The 20,417-nt window shown below is 61.1% G+C and carries 19 protein-coding genes and 1 tRNA gene; 9 read left to right on the forward strand and 11 right to left on the reverse strand.

The features are described 5' to 3' along the window. Positions 1 to 16 precede the first annotated feature (16 nt). Together grxC and QDY28_RS26075 are read right to left on the reverse strand one after the other, a co-directional pair. Complete coding sequence (gene grxC, locus QDY28_RS26070) at positions 17 to 274, reverse strand: glutaredoxin 3 (protein WP_331384271.1); 258 nt, start codon at positions 272 to 274, stop codon at positions 17 to 19. A gap of 30 nt (positions 275 to 304) precedes the next feature. Continuing rightward, on the reverse strand, positions 305 to 1,081 hold the full coding sequence (locus QDY28_RS26075; protein ID WP_331384272.1) for a ComF family protein: 777 nt from the start codon (positions 1,079 to 1,081) through the stop codon (positions 305 to 307). Between the two features lie 113 nt (positions 1,082 to 1,194). On the opposite strand from QDY28_RS26075, the gene QDY28_RS26080 reads away from it, so the two are divergent. Then, positions 1,195 to 2,079 (forward strand): class I SAM-dependent methyltransferase, encoded by an 885-nt coding sequence (locus QDY28_RS26080; RefSeq protein WP_331384273.1) that lies wholly within the window; start codon positions 1,195 to 1,197, stop codon positions 2,077 to 2,079. A gap of 38 nt (positions 2,080 to 2,117) precedes the next feature. On the opposite strand, the gene QDY28_RS26085 is transcribed toward QDY28_RS26080, so the two are convergent. The 6 genes from QDY28_RS26085 to QDY28_RS26110 all read right to left on the reverse strand — a co-directional run bounded on the left by QDY28_RS26085 (position 2,118) and on the right by QDY28_RS26110 (position 6,658). Beyond that, positions 2,118 to 2,294, reverse strand: coding sequence for a Flp family type IVb pilin (locus QDY28_RS26085; RefSeq protein ID WP_331384274.1), 177 nt, complete (start codon positions 2,292 to 2,294; stop codon positions 2,118 to 2,120). Positions 2,295 to 2,373: 79 nt separating this feature from the next. Further along, positions 2,374 to 2,688: a hypothetical protein gene (locus QDY28_RS26090; RefSeq protein ID WP_028754944.1), complete on the reverse strand. Its 315-nt coding sequence runs from the start codon at positions 2,686 to 2,688 to the stop codon at positions 2,374 to 2,376. A gap of 453 nt (positions 2,689 to 3,141) precedes the next feature. Continuing rightward, positions 3,142 to 3,555: an 8-oxo-dGTP diphosphatase MutT gene (gene mutT, locus QDY28_RS26095; protein ID WP_331384275.1), complete on the reverse strand. Its 414-nt coding sequence runs from the start codon at positions 3,553 to 3,555 to the stop codon at positions 3,142 to 3,144. Next, positions 3,552 to 4,361: a GNAT family N-acetyltransferase gene (locus QDY28_RS26100; protein WP_331384276.1), complete on the reverse strand. Its 810-nt coding sequence runs from the start codon at positions 4,359 to 4,361 to the stop codon at positions 3,552 to 3,554. Before QDY28_RS26100 ends, mutT begins: the two co-directional genes overlap by 4 nt. After that, positions 4,342 to 5,583 (reverse strand): bifunctional glutamate N-acetyltransferase/amino-acid acetyltransferase ArgJ, encoded by a 1,242-nt coding sequence (gene argJ, locus QDY28_RS26105; RefSeq protein ID WP_331384277.1) that lies wholly within the window; start codon positions 5,581 to 5,583, stop codon positions 4,342 to 4,344. Before argJ ends, QDY28_RS26100 begins: the two co-directional genes overlap by 20 nt. Positions 5,584 to 5,755: 172 nt before the next feature. Next, positions 5,756 to 6,658, reverse strand: a complete 903-nt coding sequence (locus tag QDY28_RS26110; RefSeq protein ID WP_331384278.1) for a peptidylprolyl isomerase — start codon at positions 6,656 to 6,658, stop codon at positions 5,756 to 5,758. A 244-nt stretch (positions 6,659 to 6,902) separates the two neighbouring features. On the opposite strand from QDY28_RS26110, the gene secA reads away from it, so the two are divergent. Then, complete coding sequence (gene secA / locus QDY28_RS26115) at positions 6,903 to 9,623, forward strand: preprotein translocase subunit SecA (protein WP_331384279.1); 2,721 nt, start codon at positions 6,903 to 6,905, stop codon at positions 9,621 to 9,623. An 85-nt stretch (positions 9,624 to 9,708) separates the two neighbouring features. Here the strand turns inward: secA and QDY28_RS26120 are convergent, their stop codons facing one another. Further along, on the reverse strand, positions 9,709 to 10,602 hold the full coding sequence (locus QDY28_RS26120; protein ID WP_331384280.1) for a LysR family transcriptional regulator: 894 nt from the start codon (positions 10,600 to 10,602) through the stop codon (positions 9,709 to 9,711). Positions 10,603 to 10,726: 124 nt separating this feature from the next. Between QDY28_RS26120 and QDY28_RS26125 the strand changes: the two genes are divergently transcribed. The 3 genes from QDY28_RS26125 (at position 10,727) to QDY28_RS26135 (ending at position 13,868) form a co-directional block, all read left to right on the forward strand. Next, positions 10,727 to 10,918 (forward strand): 4-oxalocrotonate tautomerase, encoded by a 192-nt coding sequence (locus tag QDY28_RS26125; protein ID WP_331384281.1) that lies wholly within the window; start codon positions 10,727 to 10,729, stop codon positions 10,916 to 10,918. 260 nt (positions 10,919 to 11,178) lie between these two features. Next, a complete protein-coding gene (locus QDY28_RS26130) occupies positions 11,179 to 12,594 on the forward strand; it encodes a lipopolysaccharide biosynthesis protein (RefSeq protein ID WP_331384282.1) in 1,416 nt (471 codons plus the stop codon). Between the two features lie 2 nt (positions 12,595 to 12,596). Next, positions 12,597 to 13,868: a GNAT family N-acetyltransferase gene (locus tag QDY28_RS26135; RefSeq protein WP_331384283.1), complete on the forward strand. Its 1,272-nt coding sequence runs from the start codon at positions 12,597 to 12,599 to the stop codon at positions 13,866 to 13,868. Here the strand turns inward: QDY28_RS26135 and QDY28_RS26140 are convergent. Next, positions 13,855 to 15,516 (reverse strand): AMP-binding protein, encoded by a 1,662-nt coding sequence (locus QDY28_RS26140; RefSeq protein ID WP_331384284.1) that lies wholly within the window; start codon positions 15,514 to 15,516, stop codon positions 13,855 to 13,857. The genes QDY28_RS26135 and QDY28_RS26140 overlap by 14 nt on opposite strands. A 258-nt stretch (positions 15,517 to 15,774) precedes the next feature. Between QDY28_RS26140 and QDY28_RS26145 the strand changes: the two genes are divergently transcribed. Further along, positions 15,775 to 16,755 carry an aldo/keto reductase gene (locus QDY28_RS26145; protein WP_331384285.1) on the forward strand — a complete coding sequence of 327 codons (981 nt, stop codon included), beginning with the start codon at positions 15,775 to 15,777 and terminating at the stop codon, positions 16,753 to 16,755. 514 nt (positions 16,756 to 17,269) lie between these two features. Then, positions 17,270 to 18,064 (forward strand): class I SAM-dependent methyltransferase, encoded by a 795-nt coding sequence (locus tag QDY28_RS26150; protein ID WP_331384286.1) that lies wholly within the window; start codon positions 17,270 to 17,272, stop codon positions 18,062 to 18,064. A 3-nt stretch (positions 18,065 to 18,067) separates the two neighbouring features. Here the strand turns inward: QDY28_RS26150 and QDY28_RS26155 are convergent, their stop codons facing one another. Then, positions 18,068 to 18,637: a TetR/AcrR family transcriptional regulator gene (locus QDY28_RS26155; protein WP_331384287.1), complete on the reverse strand. Its 570-nt coding sequence runs from the start codon at positions 18,635 to 18,637 to the stop codon at positions 18,068 to 18,070. A 235-nt stretch (positions 18,638 to 18,872) separates the two neighbouring features. Between QDY28_RS26155 and QDY28_RS26160 the strand changes: the two genes are divergently transcribed. After that, positions 18,873 to 20,171: an MFS transporter gene (locus QDY28_RS26160; protein ID WP_331384288.1), complete on the forward strand. Its 1,299-nt coding sequence runs from the start codon at positions 18,873 to 18,875 to the stop codon at positions 20,169 to 20,171. 149 nt (positions 20,172 to 20,320) lie between these two features. Then, a tRNA-Leu gene (locus tag QDY28_RS26165) sits at positions 20,321 to 20,405 on the forward strand. Positions 20,406 to 20,417: the final 12 nt, after the last annotated feature.

Genomic DNA, 20,417 nt, shown 5'->3' on the forward strand with positions numbered 1-20,417 from the left:
TCCCCGTTTGCCCGGTTCAGGCAGCAAGCAGCGGATCGAGCTTGCCGGCCCGATCAAGCGCATGAATATCATCACACCCGCCGACATGCTCGCCATTGATGAAGATCTGCGGAAAGGTCGAACGACCCTTCGCCTTCGAAATCATCTCCTCGCGCAGCTCGGGCGAATAGGTTGCGTTATGTTCGACATAATCGACTCCCTTGGAGTCGAGCAGCGATTTTGCCCGAGAGCAATAGCCGCAGAATTCACGCGTATAAATGACGACGGATGCCATGATCCACTCCGAAAAAAGACAGGTTTACTGTCATATAGGATCGCCCACAGCCCTTGCAAAGGTTAAAACCGTCACGTCGGCCGCACCGGCTTTTTTCAAAACGCGTGTCGCCGCGGTAACCGTGGCACCGGTCGTATAGACGTCATCGACCAGCACGATTCGACGGCCGAAGACATCGCCAGCCCTGCCTTCTGGGATTGCGAAAGCGCCGCGAACATTGTCCTGGCGCGCTCTCGCCCCAAGGCCGACTTGCTGGCTCGTCCGCTTGGTGCGCAGCAATGTCGCCGCAAGCAACGGTTTGCCCGAAAGCCGCGCCAGATGGCGGGCAAGTTCCGCCGCCTGATTGTACTTGCGTGAGAAGAGCCGCGTCCGATGCAGCGGCACCGGAATGATGGCATCACAGGCGGCAATCGCACCGTCGCTGGCCCGCAGCATCCAACCGGCCATCATCGGCGCCAGATCGGTACGGTCGCGATATTTCAATCCAAGCACGAGATCGCGCACCACCCCGTCGTGGATGGCAGCCGAGCGCAGCCGGTCGAAGACGGGCGGATCGGCGATCGCCTCGGCGCTCACAATCCCCCTGCCGAGATCATGGGAAAATGGACTGCCCAGCACCTCGCAATAGGGCCGCTCGATGAAGCGGATGCCGGACCAGCAGGCGGGGCAAAGGCTGCGATGCGCGCCCGTCGACGTGCCACAGCCGGCGCAAGCCGGCGGATAAATGAGATCGGCCAGCGCCGACCACGGCTTTATCAAGCCGGCGCGCAGCATCGATACCGTGATTTCGCGTCCCATCATCCCCATATGGTTGACACTAGCTTTTTCCTGGCGCCTTTGCGAAGGGAAAACGCGCGTGGCCGCTACGCCCATCAATGAAATTACGCCCATCAATGAAATAATGATCGCAGGAAACCGCCATGGAAATCGTCTTCGACCAATCGCTGCTCGCCGCCCGCAGGCGCCGCGCGCTTGCCCAGGGAGACCAGAAAGCGACCTTCCTGCTGGAGATCGCCGCGCACGAACTCGCCGAACGGCTTGCCGTCATCGAGCGACGTTTCGACGAGGCGGTCGAGCTGCACGGTGCAACCGGGATCGCCGCGCGTGAAGCCTTCGCGACCGGCAAGATCGGCCATATCAGGCGCATCGAAAGCGAAGCTGGTTTTGCGGTGAGCGGTGAGGATCTGATCAAGGCCCCGTTGGAAGAGCTGCCGCTCGAAGCAGAGTCGGTCAACCTTGTCCTGTCGCCGCTCAGCCTGCATCTCACCAACGATACGCCGGGCGTCTTCATCCAGATCCGCCGCGCGCTGAAAGCCGATGGCCTGTTTCTGGCCGCGATCCCCGGCTCCGGCACGCTGCAGGAACTGCGGGACGTGCTGCTTGCGACCGAGATCGAACTCACCGGCGGCGCCAGCCCGCGCGTCATTCCTTTTGCCGATGTCCGAGATGTCGGCGGGCTGCTGCAACGCGCCGGCTTCACTTTGCCGGTGATCGACGCCGAGACATACACGGTGCGCTACGACAATCTCTTTGCCCTCATGCGCGACCTGCGGGCCATGGGCATGACCAATCCGCTGGCCGATCGCAGCCGCAAACCGCTGACGCGCGCCTTCTTTCTGCGCGCTGCCGAGCTTTATGCAGAGCGCTATTCCGATCCCGACGGCAGAATAAGGGCGACCTTCTCGATCATCTACGCGTCCGGCTGGACGCCGCATGAAAGCCAGCAGAAACCGCTGCGGCCCGGCTCGGCCAAGGCGCGGCTAGCCGATGCGCTGAGGGTCGAAGAGCACAAGCTGAAACAGTGAACGGATCGAACCCGGCTCACTCGCCTGGGCGAGCCGCGTCAATTGGCAGGCGAGTTGGTGACCGTGTTGGAGATGTAATTGAACATCGCCGACAGGCTGCCGCCGAAAGCGCCGACGCCGCTGATGATCGCCACCGACATCAGCGCTGCGATCAGGCCATATTCGATGACCGTGGCACCGGTCTTGTCACGAAAAAAACGCCGTACGGAACGCATACGCTTCAAACTCCCAACATCTGAAAACGAGCGTATCCGGCGCCTTCATGCACCCGATAGGCTTTACCAATATAAATGATCAGCAGCCGCTGTCGGCGCCATAGCCTTGGACGATGCAGACCGAACCTGGCTCCTGCTGCAGCACGCTACGGCGGATCGTGTAACGCTTGCCGTTTTCCGTCTGCGGAATGGAGCCAGTAGTAATATTGTCGAAATCGGGCGCGCTGGCGAGCACACTGGACTTGGATTTGTCGGAAAGCATCGGCGTCAGGATAAGCGAAAGCGCCACCGCCGCCGTTCCAAACAGCAAGGCGATATTCAACGCGCCCGTCTTGCGCGACGAGGAATATGACTGTTCTTTTTCCTGAACAGCTTTCCAGAAATCGTCGTCCATAATGTCAAGCCTTCTCTAACGCACACCCAACCGCTTGATTGAGATCATTCAATGCCAGAAGGTCATAAACGATCCCTTAATATCCACATGTAAATTAGATATGCGTTGAGTCGCGGGACAGGGCTTTACGGAAGATAAGCTATTGATATAATTATATTAATTGGAATTAACTACATTTAGCTGGTTGTGATTTCGCAAACAACAACTGTAGTAACGATCCCGTTATGGGATGAGATACTGCACGGCCCACCCAGCACTCGCTTTGCAAGTGCCATGCGAGGGCTTTCGCTACCTCAGCTCACACAGCTCTTCATATGCGGTTTGCCATTGCCGAAATGCTCGGAGACATCCGCAACCGACGCGCTGATCGAAGAAAGCTGAAGTCGCCACCGGCCAGCTTCAAAGGCATGTTTATAGGCAAAGGCCGTAGCCGCGCCATCGCTCAAGGATACCTCAGAGCAGATCCTGCAAGAAAGGGATCAGCGGCTCATCCGCCGGCGGCATTGGATAGTCGCGCAGCGCCTGCGGCCGCACCCATTTGATTGCTTGGCCCTCACGGCCATGCGGAATGCCTTCATAGCGACGGCAGATATAAAGCGGCATCAGCAGGTGGAAGGTTTCGTAGGTATGGCTGGCGAATGTCAGCGGCGCCAAGCATGCGATCTTCGTCTGGATTCCAAGCTCTTCCTGAAGCTCTCGCACCAAAGTCTCTTCCGGCGTCTCGCCCGCCTCGACCTTGCCGCCGGGAAATTCCCAGAGGCCGGCAAGCGATTTGCCTTCCGGCCGCTGCGCCAGAAGAATGCGGCCATCGGTGTCGATCAGCGCGCAGGCAGCGACGAGAATGATCTTGCGGCCGGTCTCGCTCATACTTCCCCCGGCGAGCGCCAGTAGCAATAACGATAGGCCTCGCGGAAACCGAACCGAGCATAGAGCGCCAGCGCCGGTTCGTTGAACGCACCGACCTGAAGCCAGGCGGTCCGGGCGCTGCGCATGCGCGCCCACCGCAGTGCTGATGTCAGAATCTCGATCGCCAATCCCTTACGCCGGTGCTCGGCCGCCACCGATACCGACATGATGCCGGCAAGGTCGTTATCCTGGACACAAAGCGTCGTCGCCACCGGTCCGGCTTCGTCATTCTCGATGACGAAAAGACCCGATGGCGGCTTGATCCCGCTCACCACTTCCGCAAGCGCGGGCTTCAGGATCGGGTCGGCCCCGTCCACCAAAAGGCTCGCGTCGACATAGCGGCCGACATCGTGGCTCGGCAGATGATCCAGCGTATCAGGGAGTTCGAGATCGATGAGATCGGCGGTCATGACGATGGTCTCTTCGAACCGCGTCCAGCCCTGGCGCTGCAACAGCTCGATCAGCATCGGCGAGGCCAGCGGCGTCTCGCGCACCACCATCGGCCGGCCATAAGCCTCGAACTTGCGCTGCGCCTTCGCCAGCCGGATCTCCAGATCGCGACGGTCGGAGGGATCGAGCGGCACGACGCAGTTCAGCCGCTTCGACGGATGGCCCGCCGTCAACCGGACCTGCCAACTGCCGTCATACTGCACGGACGAGGCAGGCCATGCCCGAAAGCCAACGGCTTCGAGCCTGCGCACCAAAGGCAGCTTGTTCATCGTGGACTGCGCATGCATTGGAAGAATATCAGCTCCGGTAGTCGCCATTGATGGCAACATATTCCTTGGTGAGGTCGCAGGTCCAGACCGTTGCCTGGCCATTGCCGAGCCCGAGGTCGACTTTCACAGGAATATCCTGCTGCTTCATCACATTGGAGGCCGCTTCCTCGGAATAGGAGGCGTCGCGTTCGCCATTGACGGCGACACGGACATCGCCGAACCAGATGGCGAGCCTGTCGCGGTCAGCCATTTCGCCGGCCTTGCCGACGGCCATGACGACGCGGCCCCAATTGGCGTCCTCGCCGGCGGCAGCGGTCTTGACCAGCGGCGAATTTGCGATCGAGAGCGCAATGCGCTTGGCGGCAGCGTCGTTCTCGGCGCCGGTCACGGTGATCTCGAGCATCTTGGTGGCGCCTTCGCCGTCGCGAACCACCTGAATGGCGAGATCCTTCAAGAGTTCGTTCAGTGCCGTGCGGAAAGCGGCAAGCTTCGGATCGTCGGCGCGCTCGATGCGAGCCTGGCCGTCAGCGGCAGCCGCACCGGTGGCGAACAACATCAACGTATCCGAGGTCGACGTGTCGCTGTCGACCGTCATCGAATTGAAGCTCGGGTCGACGCCTTCCGACAGAAGGGTCTGCAAGGCAGCGGAAGAGATGTCGGCGTCGGTGACGACGAAGGACAGCATGGTCGCCATGTCCGGCGCGATCATGCCGGCACCCTTGGCGATGCCGTTGATGGTGACCTTGACGCCGCCGATCTCGGCGCTGCGGGTGGCAACCTTCGGATAGGTATCCGTCGTCATGATCGCCTTGGCGGCCTCGAACCAGAAATCGCTGGTCGCGTCCTTCGCCATGGTGTCGAGCACGCCGGCGAACTTGGTGGCATCCAGCGGCTCGCCGATCACGCCCGTCGAGGCGAGATAGACTTCGTTTTCGGCGCAGCCGACGGCAGCGGCCGCCGACTCGGCGGTGAGTTCGGTCGCCTGACGACCCTTGAGGCCGGTGAAGGCGTTGGCATTGCCGGAATTGACGACGACCGCGCGGGCGCTGCCGTGCGCGAGGTTCTTACGGCAAAAATCGACGGGAGCAGACGGGCACTTAGAGCGGGTGAAGACGCCCGCAACGGCGGCCGGCTTGTCGAAGACCATGAGCAGGACGTCGGTCCGGTTCTTGTATTTGATACCGGCGGATGCCGTGGTCATGCGCACGCCGCGCAGGGCCGGCATGGAAACGAAGGATTTGGGAGCAAGCGGAGAGACGCAACCGGACATGAGGCCACCTGAACGAGCATGATGCGAAAAGTGTAGGCGCTTTTCGGATGACATCATCCTCTGCTTCTTTGATTCTGGAGCGGATTCAGATTTTAGGTCGATGCGACCTAAAATCATCCGGCTCCAGTGAAAGGCCCGGAAAACCGGGCCCTGATGGTTTGACTGCTGCGACTTACTGCTGCGGCTGAGCGTCAGGGGCGACCGCGTCGTCTGCCGGCGCCTGGTCCTGCTGCTTCTGCGCATCATCATAGGCCTTGCTCAGTGCCGGGTCATTGATGACGACCTTCGATTCCTGCTTGGCCTTGTTCAGGAGTTCAAGATACTTGTCGCGCATGACGAGCTGACGAACCTGGTCCTTGACCTGGTCGAACGGCGGCGGCGGAGCGACGCGCTTGTCTTCGACCTTGATGACGTGCCAGCCGAAGTCGGACTTCACCGGGGTCTTGGTGTAGGTGCCGACCGGCAGCGCGAAGGCTGCGTCTTCGAATTCCTTGACCATGCGGCCGCGAGCGAAATAGCCGAGGTCACCGCCGTCGCCCTTGTTCGGGTCGGTCGACTTTTCCTTGGCGAGTTCGGCAAAATCCTTGCCGGCGTCGAGTTCCTTGATGATTGCCTTGGCTTCATCCTCGGTCTTCACCAGGATGTGGCGTGCATGGACTTCTTCCTGCTTCGGCAGGGCGGCTACTTCCTTGTCATAGCGGGCCTTGACCTCATCGTCCTTGATGGCATCCGCGACATGCGCCTTGAAATAGGCGTTGTGCAGCTCGCGGTCGCGCAGGTAAGCCATGTGCGACTGGAAGTCCGGCGTCTGGTCGAGCTTTTCGGCAGCCGCGTCCTTGGCGAGCAGCTTGACGTCGATCGAAGCCGAAAGTGCCGCGACTTTCTTCTGGTCGTCGGGAAGCTGGCCAAGCTGCGGGTCGAGGTTGGCGATCGCCAGATCGAGCTCGGACTGATGGATTTCGACATCGCCGACCTTGGCGACAACGGGATCTTTGGCGTCAGCGGCAAAGACCGGCGCCTGCAAGGTGACGAATGTTGCGAACGCAACCGCAGCAAGTTTGTTGTAGCTCAACATAAAATAACCTTTCGGTGGTCTCGACCGGCTCGAAGTAATGAATCCGGCGTAAAAAGCCTTCAGCAGGAGAATGTGGCCTTTCTGTATCGGCCAAATCCCGTTGACATCAATCGACCCCCCTCTTATCTGTCACGCAACCTCGCGTCCAGAACAGTTTCCGGGCGTTTTGTGCTATACTCCCGATTTTTTCAGGGGCGGATGAAGCAGAAAACGACAGGATGAAATCTCAGAAAGGACCAGTCATATGGTCAGCCTAGGTGGAATTGCCCGCAAGTTGTTTGGCTCGTCCAACGACCGCCGCGTCAAGTCATTCCAGCCGAATGTCGTTGCGATCAACGCGCTCGAAGAACAGATGCGCGCTTTGTCTGACGAAGCTTTGGCCGCCAAGACGGTCGAGTTCCGCCAGCAGCTTGCCGACGGCAAGACGCTGGACGACCTTCTTGTACCGGCATTTGCCGTGGTGCGCGAGGCCTCGCGGCGTGTTCTCGGCATGCGACCTTTTGACGTGCAGCTCATCGGCGGCATGATCCTGCATTCGAATGCGATCTCCGAGATGAAGACGGGCGAAGGCAAGACGCTGGTCGCGACCCTGCCTGTCTATCTCAACGCGCTTGCCGGCAAGGGCGTGCATGTCGTTACCGTCAACGACTACCTGGCGCAGCGCGACAGCGGCCACATGGGCCGCATTTACGGCTTTCTCGGCCTGACCACCGGCGTGATCATTCACGGCCTGTCGGACGAAGAACGCCGCGACGCCTATGCCTGCGACATCACTTACGCCACCAACAACGAACTCGGCTTCGACTATCTGCGCGACAATATGAAATACGACCGCGGCCAGATGGTGCAGCGCGGTCACAATTTTGCGATCGTCGACGAAGTGGACTCGATCCTCGTTGACGAAGCGCGCACGCCACTCATCATTTCCGGCCCGCTCGACGACCGCTCCGATCTCTATACCACGATCGACGCCTTCATTCCGCGCCTGTCGAAGGACGATTACGAGATCGACGAGAAGCAGCGCTCGGCCAACTTCTCCGAAGACGGCACCGAAAAGCTGGAAAACATGCTGCGTGACGCCGGCTTGCTGAAGGCTGAATCGCTCTACGACGTCGAAAACGTCGCGATCGTTCACCACGTCAACAACGCCCTGAAGGCCCACAAGCTCTTCCAGCGCGACAAGGACTATATCGTCCGCAACGGTGAAGTCGTCATCATCGACGAATTCACCGGCCGCATGATGCCGGGCCGCCGCTATTCGGACGGCCAGCACCAGGCGCTGGAAGCCAAGGAACGGGTGCAGATCCAGCCGGAAAACCAGACGCTGGCGCAGATCACCTTCCAGAATTACTTCCGCATGTACGACAAGCTCGCCGGCATGACCGGCACGGCATCTACGGAAGCGGAAGAATTCGGCAACATCTACGGCCTCGACGTGGTCGAAGTGCCGACCAACCTGCCGATCCAGCGTATTGACGAGGACGACGAAGTCTACCGTACGCATGACGAGAAGTATAACGCGATCATCACCGAGATTCTGGACGCCCACAAGCGCGGCCAACCGGTGCTCGTCGGCACCACCTCGATCGAAAAGTCCGAACTTCTTGCCGACCGCATGCGCAAGCAGGGCTTCAGCAACTTCCAGGTTCTGAACGCCCGCTACCACGAGCAGGAAGCCTATATCGTCGCGCAGGCCGGCGTTCCCGGCGCGGTCACGATCGCCACCAACATGGCAGGCCGCGGTACCGACATCCAGCTCGGCGGCAACCTCGAAATGCGCGTTGAACGCGATCTGGACGAGATGGAGCCCGGTGCCGAGCGCGACGCGGCGATCGCCAAAATCGCCGAAGAGATCAAGGAACTGAAGCAGCAGGCGCTCACCGCCGGCGGTCTCTACGTCATCGCCACCGAGCGCCATGAAAGCCGTCGTATCGACAATCAGTTGCGCGGCCGTTCCGGCCGTCAGGGCGACCCCGGCCGCTCGAAATTCTACCTGTCGCTCCAGGACGACCTGATGCGCATCTTCGGCTCCGACCGCATGGACGGCATGCTGCAGAAGCTGGGCCTCAAGGAAGGCGAAGCCATCGTCCATCCCTGGATCAACAAGGCGCTGGAACGCGCCCAGAAGAAGGTCGAGGCCCGCAACTTCGACATCCGCAAGAACGTTCTGAAGTATGACGACGTGCTGAACGATCAGCGCAAGGTCATCTTCGAGCAGCGCGTCGAGCTGATGGACGCAACCGATCTTTCCGAAACCGTCGGCGACATGCGCCACGAGGTCATCGAAGATCTGGTTTCCAAGTACATTCCCGAGCGCGCCTATGCCGAGCAGTGGGATGCCGATGGTCTCAAGACCGCCGTCGCCAACTTCTTCGACATGGACCTGCCGGTGCATGACTGGGTCAAGGAAGAGGGTATCGCCGAAGACGATATCCGCACCCGCCTGACGGAAGCCGCAGACAAGGCCGCCACGGAAAAGGCCGAGCGCTTCGGCCCCGAAATCATGACCTATGTCGAACGCTCCATCGTGCTGCAGACGCTGGACAATCTCTGGCGCGAGCACATCGTCAACCTCGACCATCTGCGTTCGGTCATCGGCTTCCGCGGTTATGCCCAGCGCGATCCGCTGCAGGAATACAAGGCAGAGGCCTTCGAACTCTTCCAGTCGCTTCTGAACAACCTGCGCCAGGCTGTGACCGCGCAGTTGTCGCGCGTCGAACTGGTGCAGCAGCCGGCCGAGCCGCAGACGCTGCCGATGCAGGCGCGCCATATCGATGCCACGACCGGTGAAGACGAATTTGCGCCGCTCAGCCTTGTCAACGAAAACGTCGTTGCCCCGGAAAACCGCGATCCGCAGAATCCGGCAACCTGGGGCCGCGTCGGCCGCAACGAAACCTGCCCCTGCGGTTCCGGCAAGAAATACAAGCATTGCCATGGGGCGTTCGAAAGCAGCGAAGTCGTTTGAGATCTCGCCTTTCCCCACATGATCAAAATGCCGCCTTCGGGCGGCATTTTTTGTGCGATTTTGCTGGAGCATATATGACGGGCAGCTATTCGGCAGGCGCGCCAAAACGTTTCAGCAAGAAATCAATCACGCTGCGCAGCTTCGCGGTAGGCCGACGGTCCGATGCATACAGCAAGTACATCGGCGAGGCGACAGGCGTCCATTCGGGCAGAACCTGGATAAGTCGACCTCTGGCGAGATCGTCGGCAAGCATCACTTCCGGCTGAAGCACGATGCCCGCCCCATTCAAGGCTGCGACGCGCAATGCGTCACCATTATCGGCAGACAATCGCCCGCTCACATCGGACCGCCATTCCCCATCCGGGCCGAACAAGCGCCACTGGTCCCGGTGGCGCCAGTAGGAGAGGCCAAGGCAATCATGATCGGACAAATCCTTTGGGTGCACCGGCGTACCTCGTCGCTCCAGATAGGCGGCGGACGCGGCCATTATTCTTCGATACGGCTGCAGAGGGCGCGCCACCAGATCGAGCTCGGCGACCTCGCCGATCCGAATTGCCAGTTCACACCCTTCCCGTGACAGATCCGGCAGCCCGTTGTTCAGCATGACGTCCACACTCACGGCAGGATAGATGGCAAGATAATCAGAAAGTGCCGGCATCAGGCGATGACTTCCGAACGTGACGGGAGAGACGATTCGCAGGAGGCCGCGAGGCTCAGCCTGCAACTCGCTTGCACTCGCCTCGGCCAGTTGCACGTCGGCTAAGACCTGCTTGCAGCGCTCGTAATAGAGGCGGCCGATTTCCGTTAGCTGCTGACGCCGGGTGGTCCGGTGCAGCAGGCGAGCTCCGAGGCGCGCCTCTATTGCCCGCACTTGCTTGCCCGCCATGGTCGGTGACACTCCGGCAGCGTCGGCGGCTGCACTGAAGCTGCCCTGTTCAACCACCCGCACGAACATGGCCATAGCGGATAACTTGTCCATATTATAAACCTATAGGTTCTAAATGAATGAACATAGAGCACGTTTATTCCAGAGAAGCTAGCGGCCATAGTTCCTTTGCCTCAGCCGTCTCAAGCCGAGAAGGCAAGCCAAACAGGAGCTTCCAATGCCAACAATTCACCTCGAAATGCATCCAGGCCGAACACTCGAGCAAAAGCGTGATTTCGTCCGCAAGGTCACTCAGGTTACCGCTGAGACGCTTGCATGCCCGCCCGATAGCGTCGACGTGCTGATCAGCGAGATTGCTCGCGAACACTGGGCCAAGGGCGGCCAGCTCGTATCGGATAAGACGCGATGACGCCATCGAATGGCCGGTTGCTGGATTACCCTCCACACGGCCAGCTAAGGCAAGCAATGCCAGCGCGTTTAGGAGCAATGAGGCCGTTTACGGCTTCGCAGCTTTCCTATCAATCCATAAATGCCGCCTTCGGGCGGCATTTTTATTGATGCGCCCACCCCGTCTTCACACGCTTTTCGCCGTTCGAGGAACCGATTCTTAACCCCCCTCTGCGAAGACTGTCGTTAGGTTAGATCATGTTTTAAGTATTGCGTATCGACATGGCGGTCTTTCAAACAGCAGAGAAAATGCTGCCGTCCGGGCTGCGGACTGTGCTGTCGCCATATCTGCGCAAACTCGCGCCTCTCTTCACCGGCAATGACGAAAAGGCCATCTCGCAGCGCATGGCGCTGGTCGCCTTCGCCATCCGTATTGCCGGCGCTGCCCTGGCTTTCGTCTCTCAGATCGTTCTCGCCCGGATGATGGGCCGTTTCGAATATGGCGTCTTCGTCTTCGTCTGGGTGCTGATGATCCTGTTCGGCAATCTGGCCTGCCTCGGCTTCCCGACCGCCATCATCCGTTTCCTGCCGCAATATGATGCGAGCGGCGATCACGATGCCATTCGCGGGGTGACCGCTACGGCGCGCCGCTTCGTCCTGGCGGTTGCCGGCGGACTGGCGCTGATCGGCATGGCGGCGCTCTACGCGTTCAGCGGCATGATCGAAAACTATTACGTCATGCCGATCTTTCTCGGCCTGATTGCCGTACCGATGATCGCGCTCGGCGACGTACTGGACGGGACGGCGCGCGCCAATCACTGGCCGGTCATGGCGCTGAGCCCGACTTTCCTTATCCGCCCGACGCTGATCCTGCTGTTCATGCTGGCCGCCATCCTTTCCGGCGCGGCCCATAGTGCGGTGACGGCGATGGCGGCTGCCCTTGCCGCCGCTTTCGTCACCGTGTGCTGCCAATATTGCGCCGTCACCCTCCGCCTGCGCCGCCACTATCCAAACGGCCCGAAAACGATCGAGTTCAATGCCTGGTTTGCCGTCGCTTTCCCAGTTTTTCTGGTCGAGGGCGTCGGTTATCTCCTGACCAATTCCGATGTCGTCGTTGTCGGCATCTTTCTCGACCCCGCTGAAGTCGCCGTCTATTTCGCCGCTGCCAAGATCATGGCGCTGGTGCATTTCATCTATTTCGCCGTCAAGGCAGCCATCGGCCCGCGCTTTGCCGCCATCATCGCCGAGAACGACTGGGAAAAACTGGCAGCCTTCGCGACGGAAGCCGCGCGCTGGACCTTCTTCCCGGCCCTTGCCGTCGGTCTTGCCGTATTCGCGGCCGGGCAATTTCTGCTCTCGCTGTTCGGCGCTGCCTTTACCGAAGGCCAGGTGGTCATCGCCATTCTGCTTGCTGGCGTTCTTGCCAAGGCGCTGGTGGGGCCGGCCGAGGTCCTGCTGCTGATGGCGGATCGGCAAATGCTCTGCGTCTATCTCTACGCTGCGGCGCTGATCGCCAATATCGGCCTCAACGTCGCTCTCATTCCGCATTTCGGCATCGAGGGCGCGGCCATTGCTGCGGCCAGCGCCATGACGATCGAGGCCGTGCTGCTACATATCGCCGTGCGCCGTGCGTTCGGCATCGTGCTCTTCGCCCTCATCCGCCGGCCAGCGATGTCGGCAACGAAAGGGGCACTCTGACCATGGCGCGCCCTCCTTTTACCGAAAGCACCGACAGCCAAGTGAATGCCCTGACGCACACGCTCGCAGCGCTGCATTTCGAACCGCCGAAGGCCGAGGCGCGCGTCGAAGTCGGCCGGACAGGCCGCGAAGTCTGCCTCTATCCCGGCAAGCTCGGCTATGAGCTGCAGGACGAACTGGATTTCCTTTCCAATCGCGCCATGGAGCCGAATGTCTTCTTCTCCGGTCGCTTCCTGGCGCCTGCCATGCCGCGCCTGGAGGATCGGCAGATTCGCCTTGCCTTGATGCGCGACGACAACGGCGCCCGCAGCCGCATGCGCCTCCTGATGCCGTTTACCGTCGACAAGCCGGGTTTTGCGATCGGTCCTTCGATTATCCGCGTCTGGTCGAATTCCTTCGGTCCGCTCGGCACGCCGCTGGTGGATGCCGAAGAGGCCGGCGAGACGCTCGACAATCTCTTCGAGGCGCTGACCCGGCGCGAACTGCACCTGCCGACCACGCTGGTGCTGCCGGATATCCGATTGAACGGCCGTTTCGCGCAGATGGCAAAGGCGGTCGCCATCGGCCGCAACCTGCCCCTCACCGTCGCCAATCCCTATCAGCGGCCGATGCTCGACAGCAGCGAGGACGCGCTCGCCTATCTCAAGCGAACGATTTCGAACGCGCATCTGCGCGAAATGCGCCGCCAATGGCGTCTTTTGGAAAATCATGGCGAGGTGGTTTATAGCGTCGCCCGCCAGGCCCGCGACATTCACCTGCGCATGGAGGAATTCATGGCGCTGGAGGCGAGCGGCTGGAAGGGCAAAAAGCGCAGCGCCTTGGTCACCGACCGCCATCATGCGGCCTTCGCCCGCGAGGCCGTTTCCAACCTTGCCGCCGTCGATGCCGTGCGCATTCACACCATCGACCTCAACGGCAAGGCCATCGCCTCGATGATCGTGCTGATGATGGGCGGCGAAGCCTACACCTGGAAGACAGCCTATAACGAGGATTACGCCCGCTATTCGCCGGGCAAGCTGCTGATGGGCGAGCTGACCGAGTGGCATCTCGACGACGCCAATATCGTCCGTTCCGACTCCTGCGCCGTGCCGGATCATCCGATCATGAGCCGCTTCTGGCAGGAGCGCGAAGACATGGGCACGCTGATCATCGGCCTGACACAGAACGGTGACCGCGACGTGCGGCAGGTGGCAACGCAACTGCATATGTACCGCAGCACCCGCAACATGGCGAAGCTGCTGCGCGAGAAGATACTGTCGCTTACGAAGCGCTAGACATCCGGTTTGATTCCAGAGCCTCGGCCACGGCGCGGTCACGCAGCAGGCGGCGTATGACTTTGCCCGATGTCGTCAACGGCAGGGCGTCAACAAACTCGATCTCGCGCGGATATTCATGCATGGAGAGCCGCGTTTTCACCCAGTCGCGGATTTCTGCGGCCAGCGCCTCGCTTGGCTCGAAGCCGGGCGCGAGAACCACATAGGCCTTGACGATCTCCGTGCGCACCGCATCCGGCTTGCCGACGGCGGCGGCCAGTTGCACGGCTGGATGACCGCCGAGACAGTCTTCGATCTCGCTGGGACCGATGCGATAGCCCGATGAGGTGATGACATCGTCGTCGCGGCCGATAAAGGAAATATAGCCATCCGCATCCTGCCGGCCGACATCGCCGGTCAACAGCCAGTCGCCGGCGAATTTCGCCTCCGTCGCCTTCTCGTCCCGCCAATAGCCGAGGAACATCACCGGATCGGGCCGTTGGATGGCGATCTGCCCGCTTTCGCCGACCGGCATCTGTCTGCCATCCGCATCGACGATCGCGACGCGATGACCGGGCACCGGCTTGCCGGTCGACCCGCCACGGCTGACGCCGAAGGCGGCGCTGGAGGAGAGAACGAAATTACACTCGGTCTGGCCGAAAAACTCGTTAACGGTGACCCCAAGGGCGGAACGCGCCCATTCATAGGTCTCGCGCCCGAGCGCTTCGCCGGCCGAGCCGACGGTGCGCAGTTTGAGATCGTAAAGCGCCCGGGGATTGCTGACCGACTTCAGCAGCCGCAAGGCGGTCGGCGGAATGAAGGCATTACGCACGCCCATTTCGGCCATGATGCGAAAGGCCATATGCGCATCGAATTTCTGCGCCGGCGAAGAGACGACAGGCACACCGAGCATCAGACTCGGCAGCAGCGCGTTCAGCAGCCCGCCCGCCCAGGCCCAATCCGACGGCGTCCAGAGCTTGTCCCCCGCCTGCGGAAAACCCTCATGGGCGAATTGCATGCCGGGAATATGCCCGGGCAAGACGCGATGCCCATGCAACGCCCCCTTCGGCGGCCCGGTGGTCCCTGAAGTAAAGATCATCAGCGCCGGATCGTCCGGCCCGGTATCGGCCGTTTCGAAAAGCGGCGGATGAGCCGCGACGAGTTCGGCAAAACCGGCGATCCCCTCTCCGGCGCCATCGATGCTGATCACATGCGCCAGGTCCGGCAAGCGATCGCGGATCGGCCGCAGCCGCGACAGGCCGAACTGATTGGTAACGATCGCCGACGTCCCCGAAATCGCCAGCCGGTATTCCAACGCCTCGGCACCGAAAAGCAGCGCCAGCGGCAGGGCAATCGCTCCCATCTTGTAGATGGCGACATGCGCGATGACGGTTTCGAAACTCTGCGGCAGAAGCAGCGCCACCCGATCGCCTGGTCGCACGCCGAGCGTCGTCAACGCATTGGCAAATGCGGCGGAACGGTCCCGCAACTCGCCATAGGTCATCGCGAGATGGCTGCCGTCCGGACTGAAATCCTCCAGGCAGACCCGGTCCGGCTCCCGCTCGGCCCAGTCGTCGCAAACCGCGCGCCCGATATTGAATTTCGCCGGAATGTCCCAGTGAAAATCGCGATAAAGGGCCTCATAGCTATTGCGCGGCGGCAGTTTCATATCAGAATCCAGGAAAAATGCTGCGGCGCAGCTAACACCTGTCGCTCCCGCGATTCAAGGAAACAATTGCAATTGTCGCCTCGGTCTCCGCGGAAATCGCCGTCGTTGTTTAGCCGCGCTTCAAAGCCTATTGCGAATTATTGCGCTAATCGGCGGAGCGGCGCTCCGCTAGTCTGCCTGCAATAACGCATCCACTCTGCCTCCAGTCCGGCGGCGGAGCGTTTCCGTGTAAGACCCTAAACAGGATGGAGACTATCGATGGAATACGTGAAGCTTGGCAAAACCGGTCTTGAAGTGTCCCGCATCTGCCTTGGCTGCATGACCTATGGCGATCCCGGCAAGGGCACGCATGCCTGGTCGCTGAAGGAAGAGGAGAGCCGACCGCTGCTCAAGCAGGCGATCGAGGCCGGCATCAATTTCCTCGATACGGCAAACACCTATTCCAACGGCTCGTCGGAAGAGATCGTCGGCCGCGCCATCAAGGATTTCGCCCGCCGCGACGATATCGTTCTGGCAACGAAGGTTTTCAACCGCATGCGCCCCGGTCCGAACGGCGCCGGCCTGTCGCGCAAGGCGATTTTCGATGAGATCGACAACAGCCTGCGCCGCCTCGGCACCGACTATGTCGATCTCTACCAGATCCATCGCTGGGACTATACGACACCGATCGAGGAAACGCTGGAAGCCCTGCATGACGTCGTCAAGGCCGGCAAGGCCCGCTATATCGGCGCCTCCTCGATGTATTCCTGGCAATTCGCCAAGGCGATCTACACCTCGCGCCTCAACGGCTGGACCGAATTCGTCAGCATGCAGAACCACCTGAACCTGCTCTATCGCGAGGAAGAGCGTGAAATGCTGCCCTTCTGCGAAGATCAGAAGATCGCCGTCATTCCCTGGAGCCCGCTTGCCCGCGGCCGCCTTACCCGCGACTGGGACGAGACGACGGCCCGCACGCAAAGCGACGAATTCGGCAAGACGCTTTACACCCAAGCAGTCGACGCCGACCGCAGGGTTGTCGAGGCCGTCGGCACCATCGCCAAGGCCCGCGGCATCGCCCGCGCCCAGGTCGCCACCGCTTGGCTCCTACAGAAGAGCGCCATCACCGCACCCATCATCGGCGCCTCCAAGCCAAGCCACATTGCCGACGCCGTCGCCTCGTTGTCGGTGAAATTGACGCCGGAGGAAATCGAGGCGCTGGAATCGCCGTACATCCCGCATGGTGTTGCCGGCTTCAAGTGATCTAGGATTTGGCGCTGGTCAGGTTGGGCCGACGATGCCGCATCTATTTGCCCCTCTCCCCGCATGTGGGGGAATCGCATATGCGAGATTATTGAAGAATCGAATGATAGCCGGTTTGCCGCGAGGGTTACTCCTTCTCCCCGGCGGGGAGAGGGTGGCCCAAAGGGCCGGATGAGGGGGTGTCGCCCCGAGCAAAATACTATTGTTTTACGTGAGGCCTTACTTTGCCGCACGTCCCCCTCATCCGCCCTTCGGGCACCTTCTCCCCAAGGGGAGAAGGAGGAACCGCGGCTCTACTTTTCAATAATCCTGCACTTGCGATTTCCCTGCCCACGCGGGGAGAGCTAGGGTGAGGGGCAGTCCCAACCTCTGAAGCCAACAGAGCCCCTCCAGCCCTGAGCCGCAGAAAATAACGATGGCGTTAAGCTCGCGGCAAATCGCGCAGAAGTTACTTCACGAGTGGGTCACAGTTGAGGCTTAACAGATCAGAGTTCCTTAGCCCCGAGGATAATCCATGATCACAGTTCCCTTCGAAGCGCGGCGCTTTCAATCGACCGCGGCCTATTACCTGCGCTACCGCATCCCCTATCCGGACAGCCTGATTGCCCGTGTCGCCGAGCGAAGTGGCCTGAAGGCTGGCGGCCATGTGCTGGACCTCGGTTGCGGTCCCGGCCAGCTCGGCATCGCCTTTGCGCGGCTTCAGGGCGCCGCCGTCACAGCCATGGACCCGGAGCCGGAAATGCTCGCCGCCGCTGAAGCCGGCGCCAGGGAAGCCGGCGCCAAGATCACCCTGCATCAGGGTTCCTCTTATGATCTCGGACCGGATATCGGCAGGCTGCACCTCTGCGTCATGGGCCGCTCCTTCCACTGGATGGATCGCCCGGCGACCCTTGCGGCACTCGACAGACTGATCGAGCCCGGCGGCGCGGTCGTGCTGTTCGGCGACAGACACATAGAGGCGACCCCGGATTGGCGCAGCATCGTTGATAAGCTGACGGAAACTTTTTCGCCGGAGCGCCATGAGCAGCGTTTGCTGCGCAAGAGCAAGGCTTGGGCGCCGCATGAGGCCATGCTGCTCGCCTCGCCCTTCCGCAACCTCGAGCGCATCGGCATCGTCAACGAATATCAGAAGGATATCGAGGATATTGTCGGCCGAGTCTTCTCGATGTCTTCCACCTCGCCGCAGGCGCTTGGCGACAAGCTCGCCGATTTCGAGGCGGCGTTGCGCGCCGAGCTGCTGGAAGTGGCCCCCGACGGTAAAATCACCGAGATCGTCGAATCGAGCGGCCTGCTCGCCTTCCGCGACTGATCGTCAGCGCGAAGCGAGCTCCTGCCGGGTTGCCGCCAGAAGCTCCTCGGAAAGCGTCGGCGTATCCATGGCGCGGGCAAGAATGACCGCGCCAACCATTGTGGAGAGATCGGCCAGCGCCTTGCGCCGCCGCTCCTCCTGCGTTTCTCCGGGCGTGATCTCTTCGAGGATCGCCGCCATTCCCATCAAGCCGTTGGTGAAGGTGGACTGCATTTCCGGCCCGTAACGGCTGACCTCCTGCGTCAGCGCCGCAAAGACGCAGCCGGTGCCATGCTCGACGACATTGCGGTGCGAGAGATAATGCGCAAGCAATGCGTCGCGCGGCGCTTCCGGCGCTGCCTCGACCACCTCCTGCCAACGCTCCTGCGAGCGCGCCACCAGCGCCTTGCTGGCTTCGCAAGCCAACTCGTCCTTCGACTCGAAATGGCCGTAGAAGCCGCCATGCGTCAGCCCGGCCGCCTTCATGATGTCGGCGACGCCGATGCCGTCGAAACCCTTTTCGCGAAAGAGCTCCCCTGCCACAGCAAGGATCTTCTCGCGATTCTCAGCGAATTTTTCCCGGCTCACTCTCATCAAAAAACTCCATCAGAGCATCAATAAATCTGTATTGACAATTTATATGATGACCATCATCAATACGCAACAAATATGACAGCAATCATGTAAATGCCTTTACACAAACGTTCAAGCCGGGAGAGCGGCATGGCGCTAGAAGCGGACACGGCACTCCTCGCCGTCCGCGATCGAGCGCTCTCGCAGCTCTTCTGATCCAGACGTTAAGTCACGCAACCTTATTGGAACGCACCACATGGTTTCCACAGTCCTTGCTTCGACGCTTGCCCGGCGCAACATCCACTATGGGTGGGTCGTCGTCGGTGCCACCTTCCTCACCATGCTCGTCACTGCCGGCGCCATGGGCGCGCCTGGCGTGCTCATCAAGCCGCTGGAAGACGAGTTCGGCTGGAGCACATCCTCCATCTCCTCCGCGCTTGCCGTTCGCCTGCTGCTGTTCGGCCTGATGGGTCCCTTCGCCGCCGCGTTCATGAATCATTTCGGTGTCCGCAAGGTCATCGTCTTCGCGCTGATCACCATCTGCGTCGGCTTCGTCGGCTCGCTGTTCATGACGCAGGTCTGGCAGTTGCTGCTCTGCTGGGGCATCATCATCGGCTTCGGCACCGGCCTCACCGCCATGGTGCTGGCCGCAACGGTATCGGCCCGCTGGTTCACCAAGCATCGCGGCCTCGTCGTCGGCATGCTCTCGGCAAGCTCCGCCACCGGGCAGCTCGTTTTCTTGCCGCTGATGGCGGAGCTGACGGAGCGCTACGGCTGGCGCACCACCGTGCTCTTCGTCTGCGCCATGATCGTCGTTGCCGCCTTGGTCGTCTTGCTGCTGATGCGCGACCGCCCGGCCGACGTCAATCTGCCGCTCGTCGGTGAAATACACGTCTCGCCGACGCCGCCCGCCACCAAGAATCTCAAGGCGGCCCTGGCATCGCCCCTCGTCATCCTGAAGGAAGCTTCGACGAGTTCCACCTTCTGGATCCTCGCCGCCACCTTCTTCATCTGCGGCCTTTCGACCAACGGCCTGATCCAGACGCATTTCGTCACGCTCTGCGGCGATTTCGGCATCGTGCCGGTGGCTGCCGCCAGCGTGCTCGCCGTCATGGGCATCTTCGATTTCTTCGGCACGATCGGCTCCGGCTGGCTGTCCGACCGCTTCGACAATCGCTGGCTGCTCTTCTGGTATTACGGTCTGCGCGGCCTGTCGCTGATCTACCTGCCCTTCAGCGACTTCACCTTCTACGGCCTGTCGATCTTCGCCGTCTTCTACGGCCTCGACTGGATCGCCACCGTGCCGCCGACCGTCAAGATCGCCGCCGACCGCTTCGGCCGAGAAAAAGCCGGCCTCGTCTTCGGCTGGGTCTTCGCCGCCCACCAGCTCGGCGCCGCCACAGCGGCTTATGGTGCAGGCCTGTCGCGCACCGAACTCAGCACCTACCTACCCGCCTTCTTCACCGCCGGCGCCTTCTGCGTGCTCGCAGCCATCCTGGCGCTGACCATCAACCGCTCCGGTTCGACGGACAAGGCCCCGGCACTGGCCCACTGACGCCAGCCCTTGAGAGCAAAACGGCCCATGGCGCCTGCTGCCGCCATGGGCCGAATTGCAAGCCCCGGAAAACAAGACGCATTCCTTCGCAACCCGTCTTGCGCGCCCGGCCAATCACATGTTAGACACCCGCCTCGTTACGATCCGTTGCCCCATTGGCGGAATTGGTAGACGCGCTCGACTCAAAATCGAGTTTCGAAAGAAGTGCTGGTTCGACTCCGGCATGGGGCACCATCGGACAGGCTA

The sequence above is a fragment of the Rhizobium sp. BR 362 genome (assembly GCF_036528765.1).
Taxonomy (GTDB): Bacteria; Pseudomonadota; Alphaproteobacteria; order Rhizobiales; family Rhizobiaceae; genus Rhizobium.

Excerpts from the sequence above, each read along its gene's own strand:
- grxC (WP_331384271.1), bottom strand. The coding sequence starts at position 274 with ATGGCATCCGTCGTCATTTATACGCGTGAATTCTGCGGCTATTGCTCT.
- QDY28_RS26075 (WP_331384272.1), bottom strand. The coding sequence starts at position 1,081 with ATGGGGATGATGGGACGCGAAATCACGGTATCGATGCTGCGCGCCGGC.
- QDY28_RS26080 (WP_331384273.1), top strand. The coding sequence starts at position 1,195 with ATGGAAATCGTCTTCGACCAATCGCTGCTCGCCGCCCGCAGGCGCCGC.
- QDY28_RS26085 (WP_331384274.1), bottom strand. The coding sequence starts at position 2,294 with ATGCGTTCCGTACGGCGTTTTTTTCGTGACAAGACCGGTGCCACGGTC.
- QDY28_RS26090 (WP_028754944.1), bottom strand. The coding sequence starts at position 2,688 with ATGGACGACGATTTCTGGAAAGCTGTTCAGGAAAAAGAACAGTCATAT.
- mutT (WP_331384275.1), bottom strand. The coding sequence starts at position 3,555 with ATGAGCGAGACCGGCCGCAAGATCATTCTCGTCGCTGCCTGCGCGCTG.
- QDY28_RS26100 (WP_331384276.1), bottom strand. The coding sequence starts at position 4,361 with ATGGCGACTACCGGAGCTGATATTCTTCCAATGCATGCGCAGTCCACG.
- argJ (WP_331384277.1), bottom strand. The coding sequence starts at position 5,583 with ATGTCCGGTTGCGTCTCTCCGCTTGCTCCCAAATCCTTCGTTTCCATG.
- QDY28_RS26110 (WP_331384278.1), bottom strand. The coding sequence starts at position 6,658 with ATGTTGAGCTACAACAAACTTGCTGCGGTTGCGTTCGCAACATTCGTC.
- secA (WP_331384279.1), top strand. The coding sequence starts at position 6,903 with ATGGTCAGCCTAGGTGGAATTGCCCGCAAGTTGTTTGGCTCGTCCAAC.
- QDY28_RS26120 (WP_331384280.1), bottom strand. The coding sequence starts at position 10,602 with ATGGACAAGTTATCCGCTATGGCCATGTTCGTGCGGGTGGTTGAACAG.
- QDY28_RS26125 (WP_331384281.1), top strand. The coding sequence starts at position 10,727 with ATGCCAACAATTCACCTCGAAATGCATCCAGGCCGAACACTCGAGCAA.
- QDY28_RS26130 (WP_331384282.1), top strand. The coding sequence starts at position 11,179 with ATGGCGGTCTTTCAAACAGCAGAGAAAATGCTGCCGTCCGGGCTGCGG.
- QDY28_RS26135 (WP_331384283.1), top strand. The coding sequence starts at position 12,597 with ATGGCGCGCCCTCCTTTTACCGAAAGCACCGACAGCCAAGTGAATGCC.
- QDY28_RS26140 (WP_331384284.1), bottom strand. The coding sequence starts at position 15,516 with ATGAAACTGCCGCCGCGCAATAGCTATGAGGCCCTTTATCGCGATTTT.
- QDY28_RS26145 (WP_331384285.1), top strand. The coding sequence starts at position 15,775 with ATGGAATACGTGAAGCTTGGCAAAACCGGTCTTGAAGTGTCCCGCATC.
- QDY28_RS26150 (WP_331384286.1), top strand. The coding sequence starts at position 17,270 with ATGATCACAGTTCCCTTCGAAGCGCGGCGCTTTCAATCGACCGCGGCC.
- QDY28_RS26155 (WP_331384287.1), bottom strand. The coding sequence starts at position 18,637 with ATGAGAGTGAGCCGGGAAAAATTCGCTGAGAATCGCGAGAAGATCCTT.
- QDY28_RS26160 (WP_331384288.1), top strand. The coding sequence starts at position 18,873 with ATGGTTTCCACAGTCCTTGCTTCGACGCTTGCCCGGCGCAACATCCAC.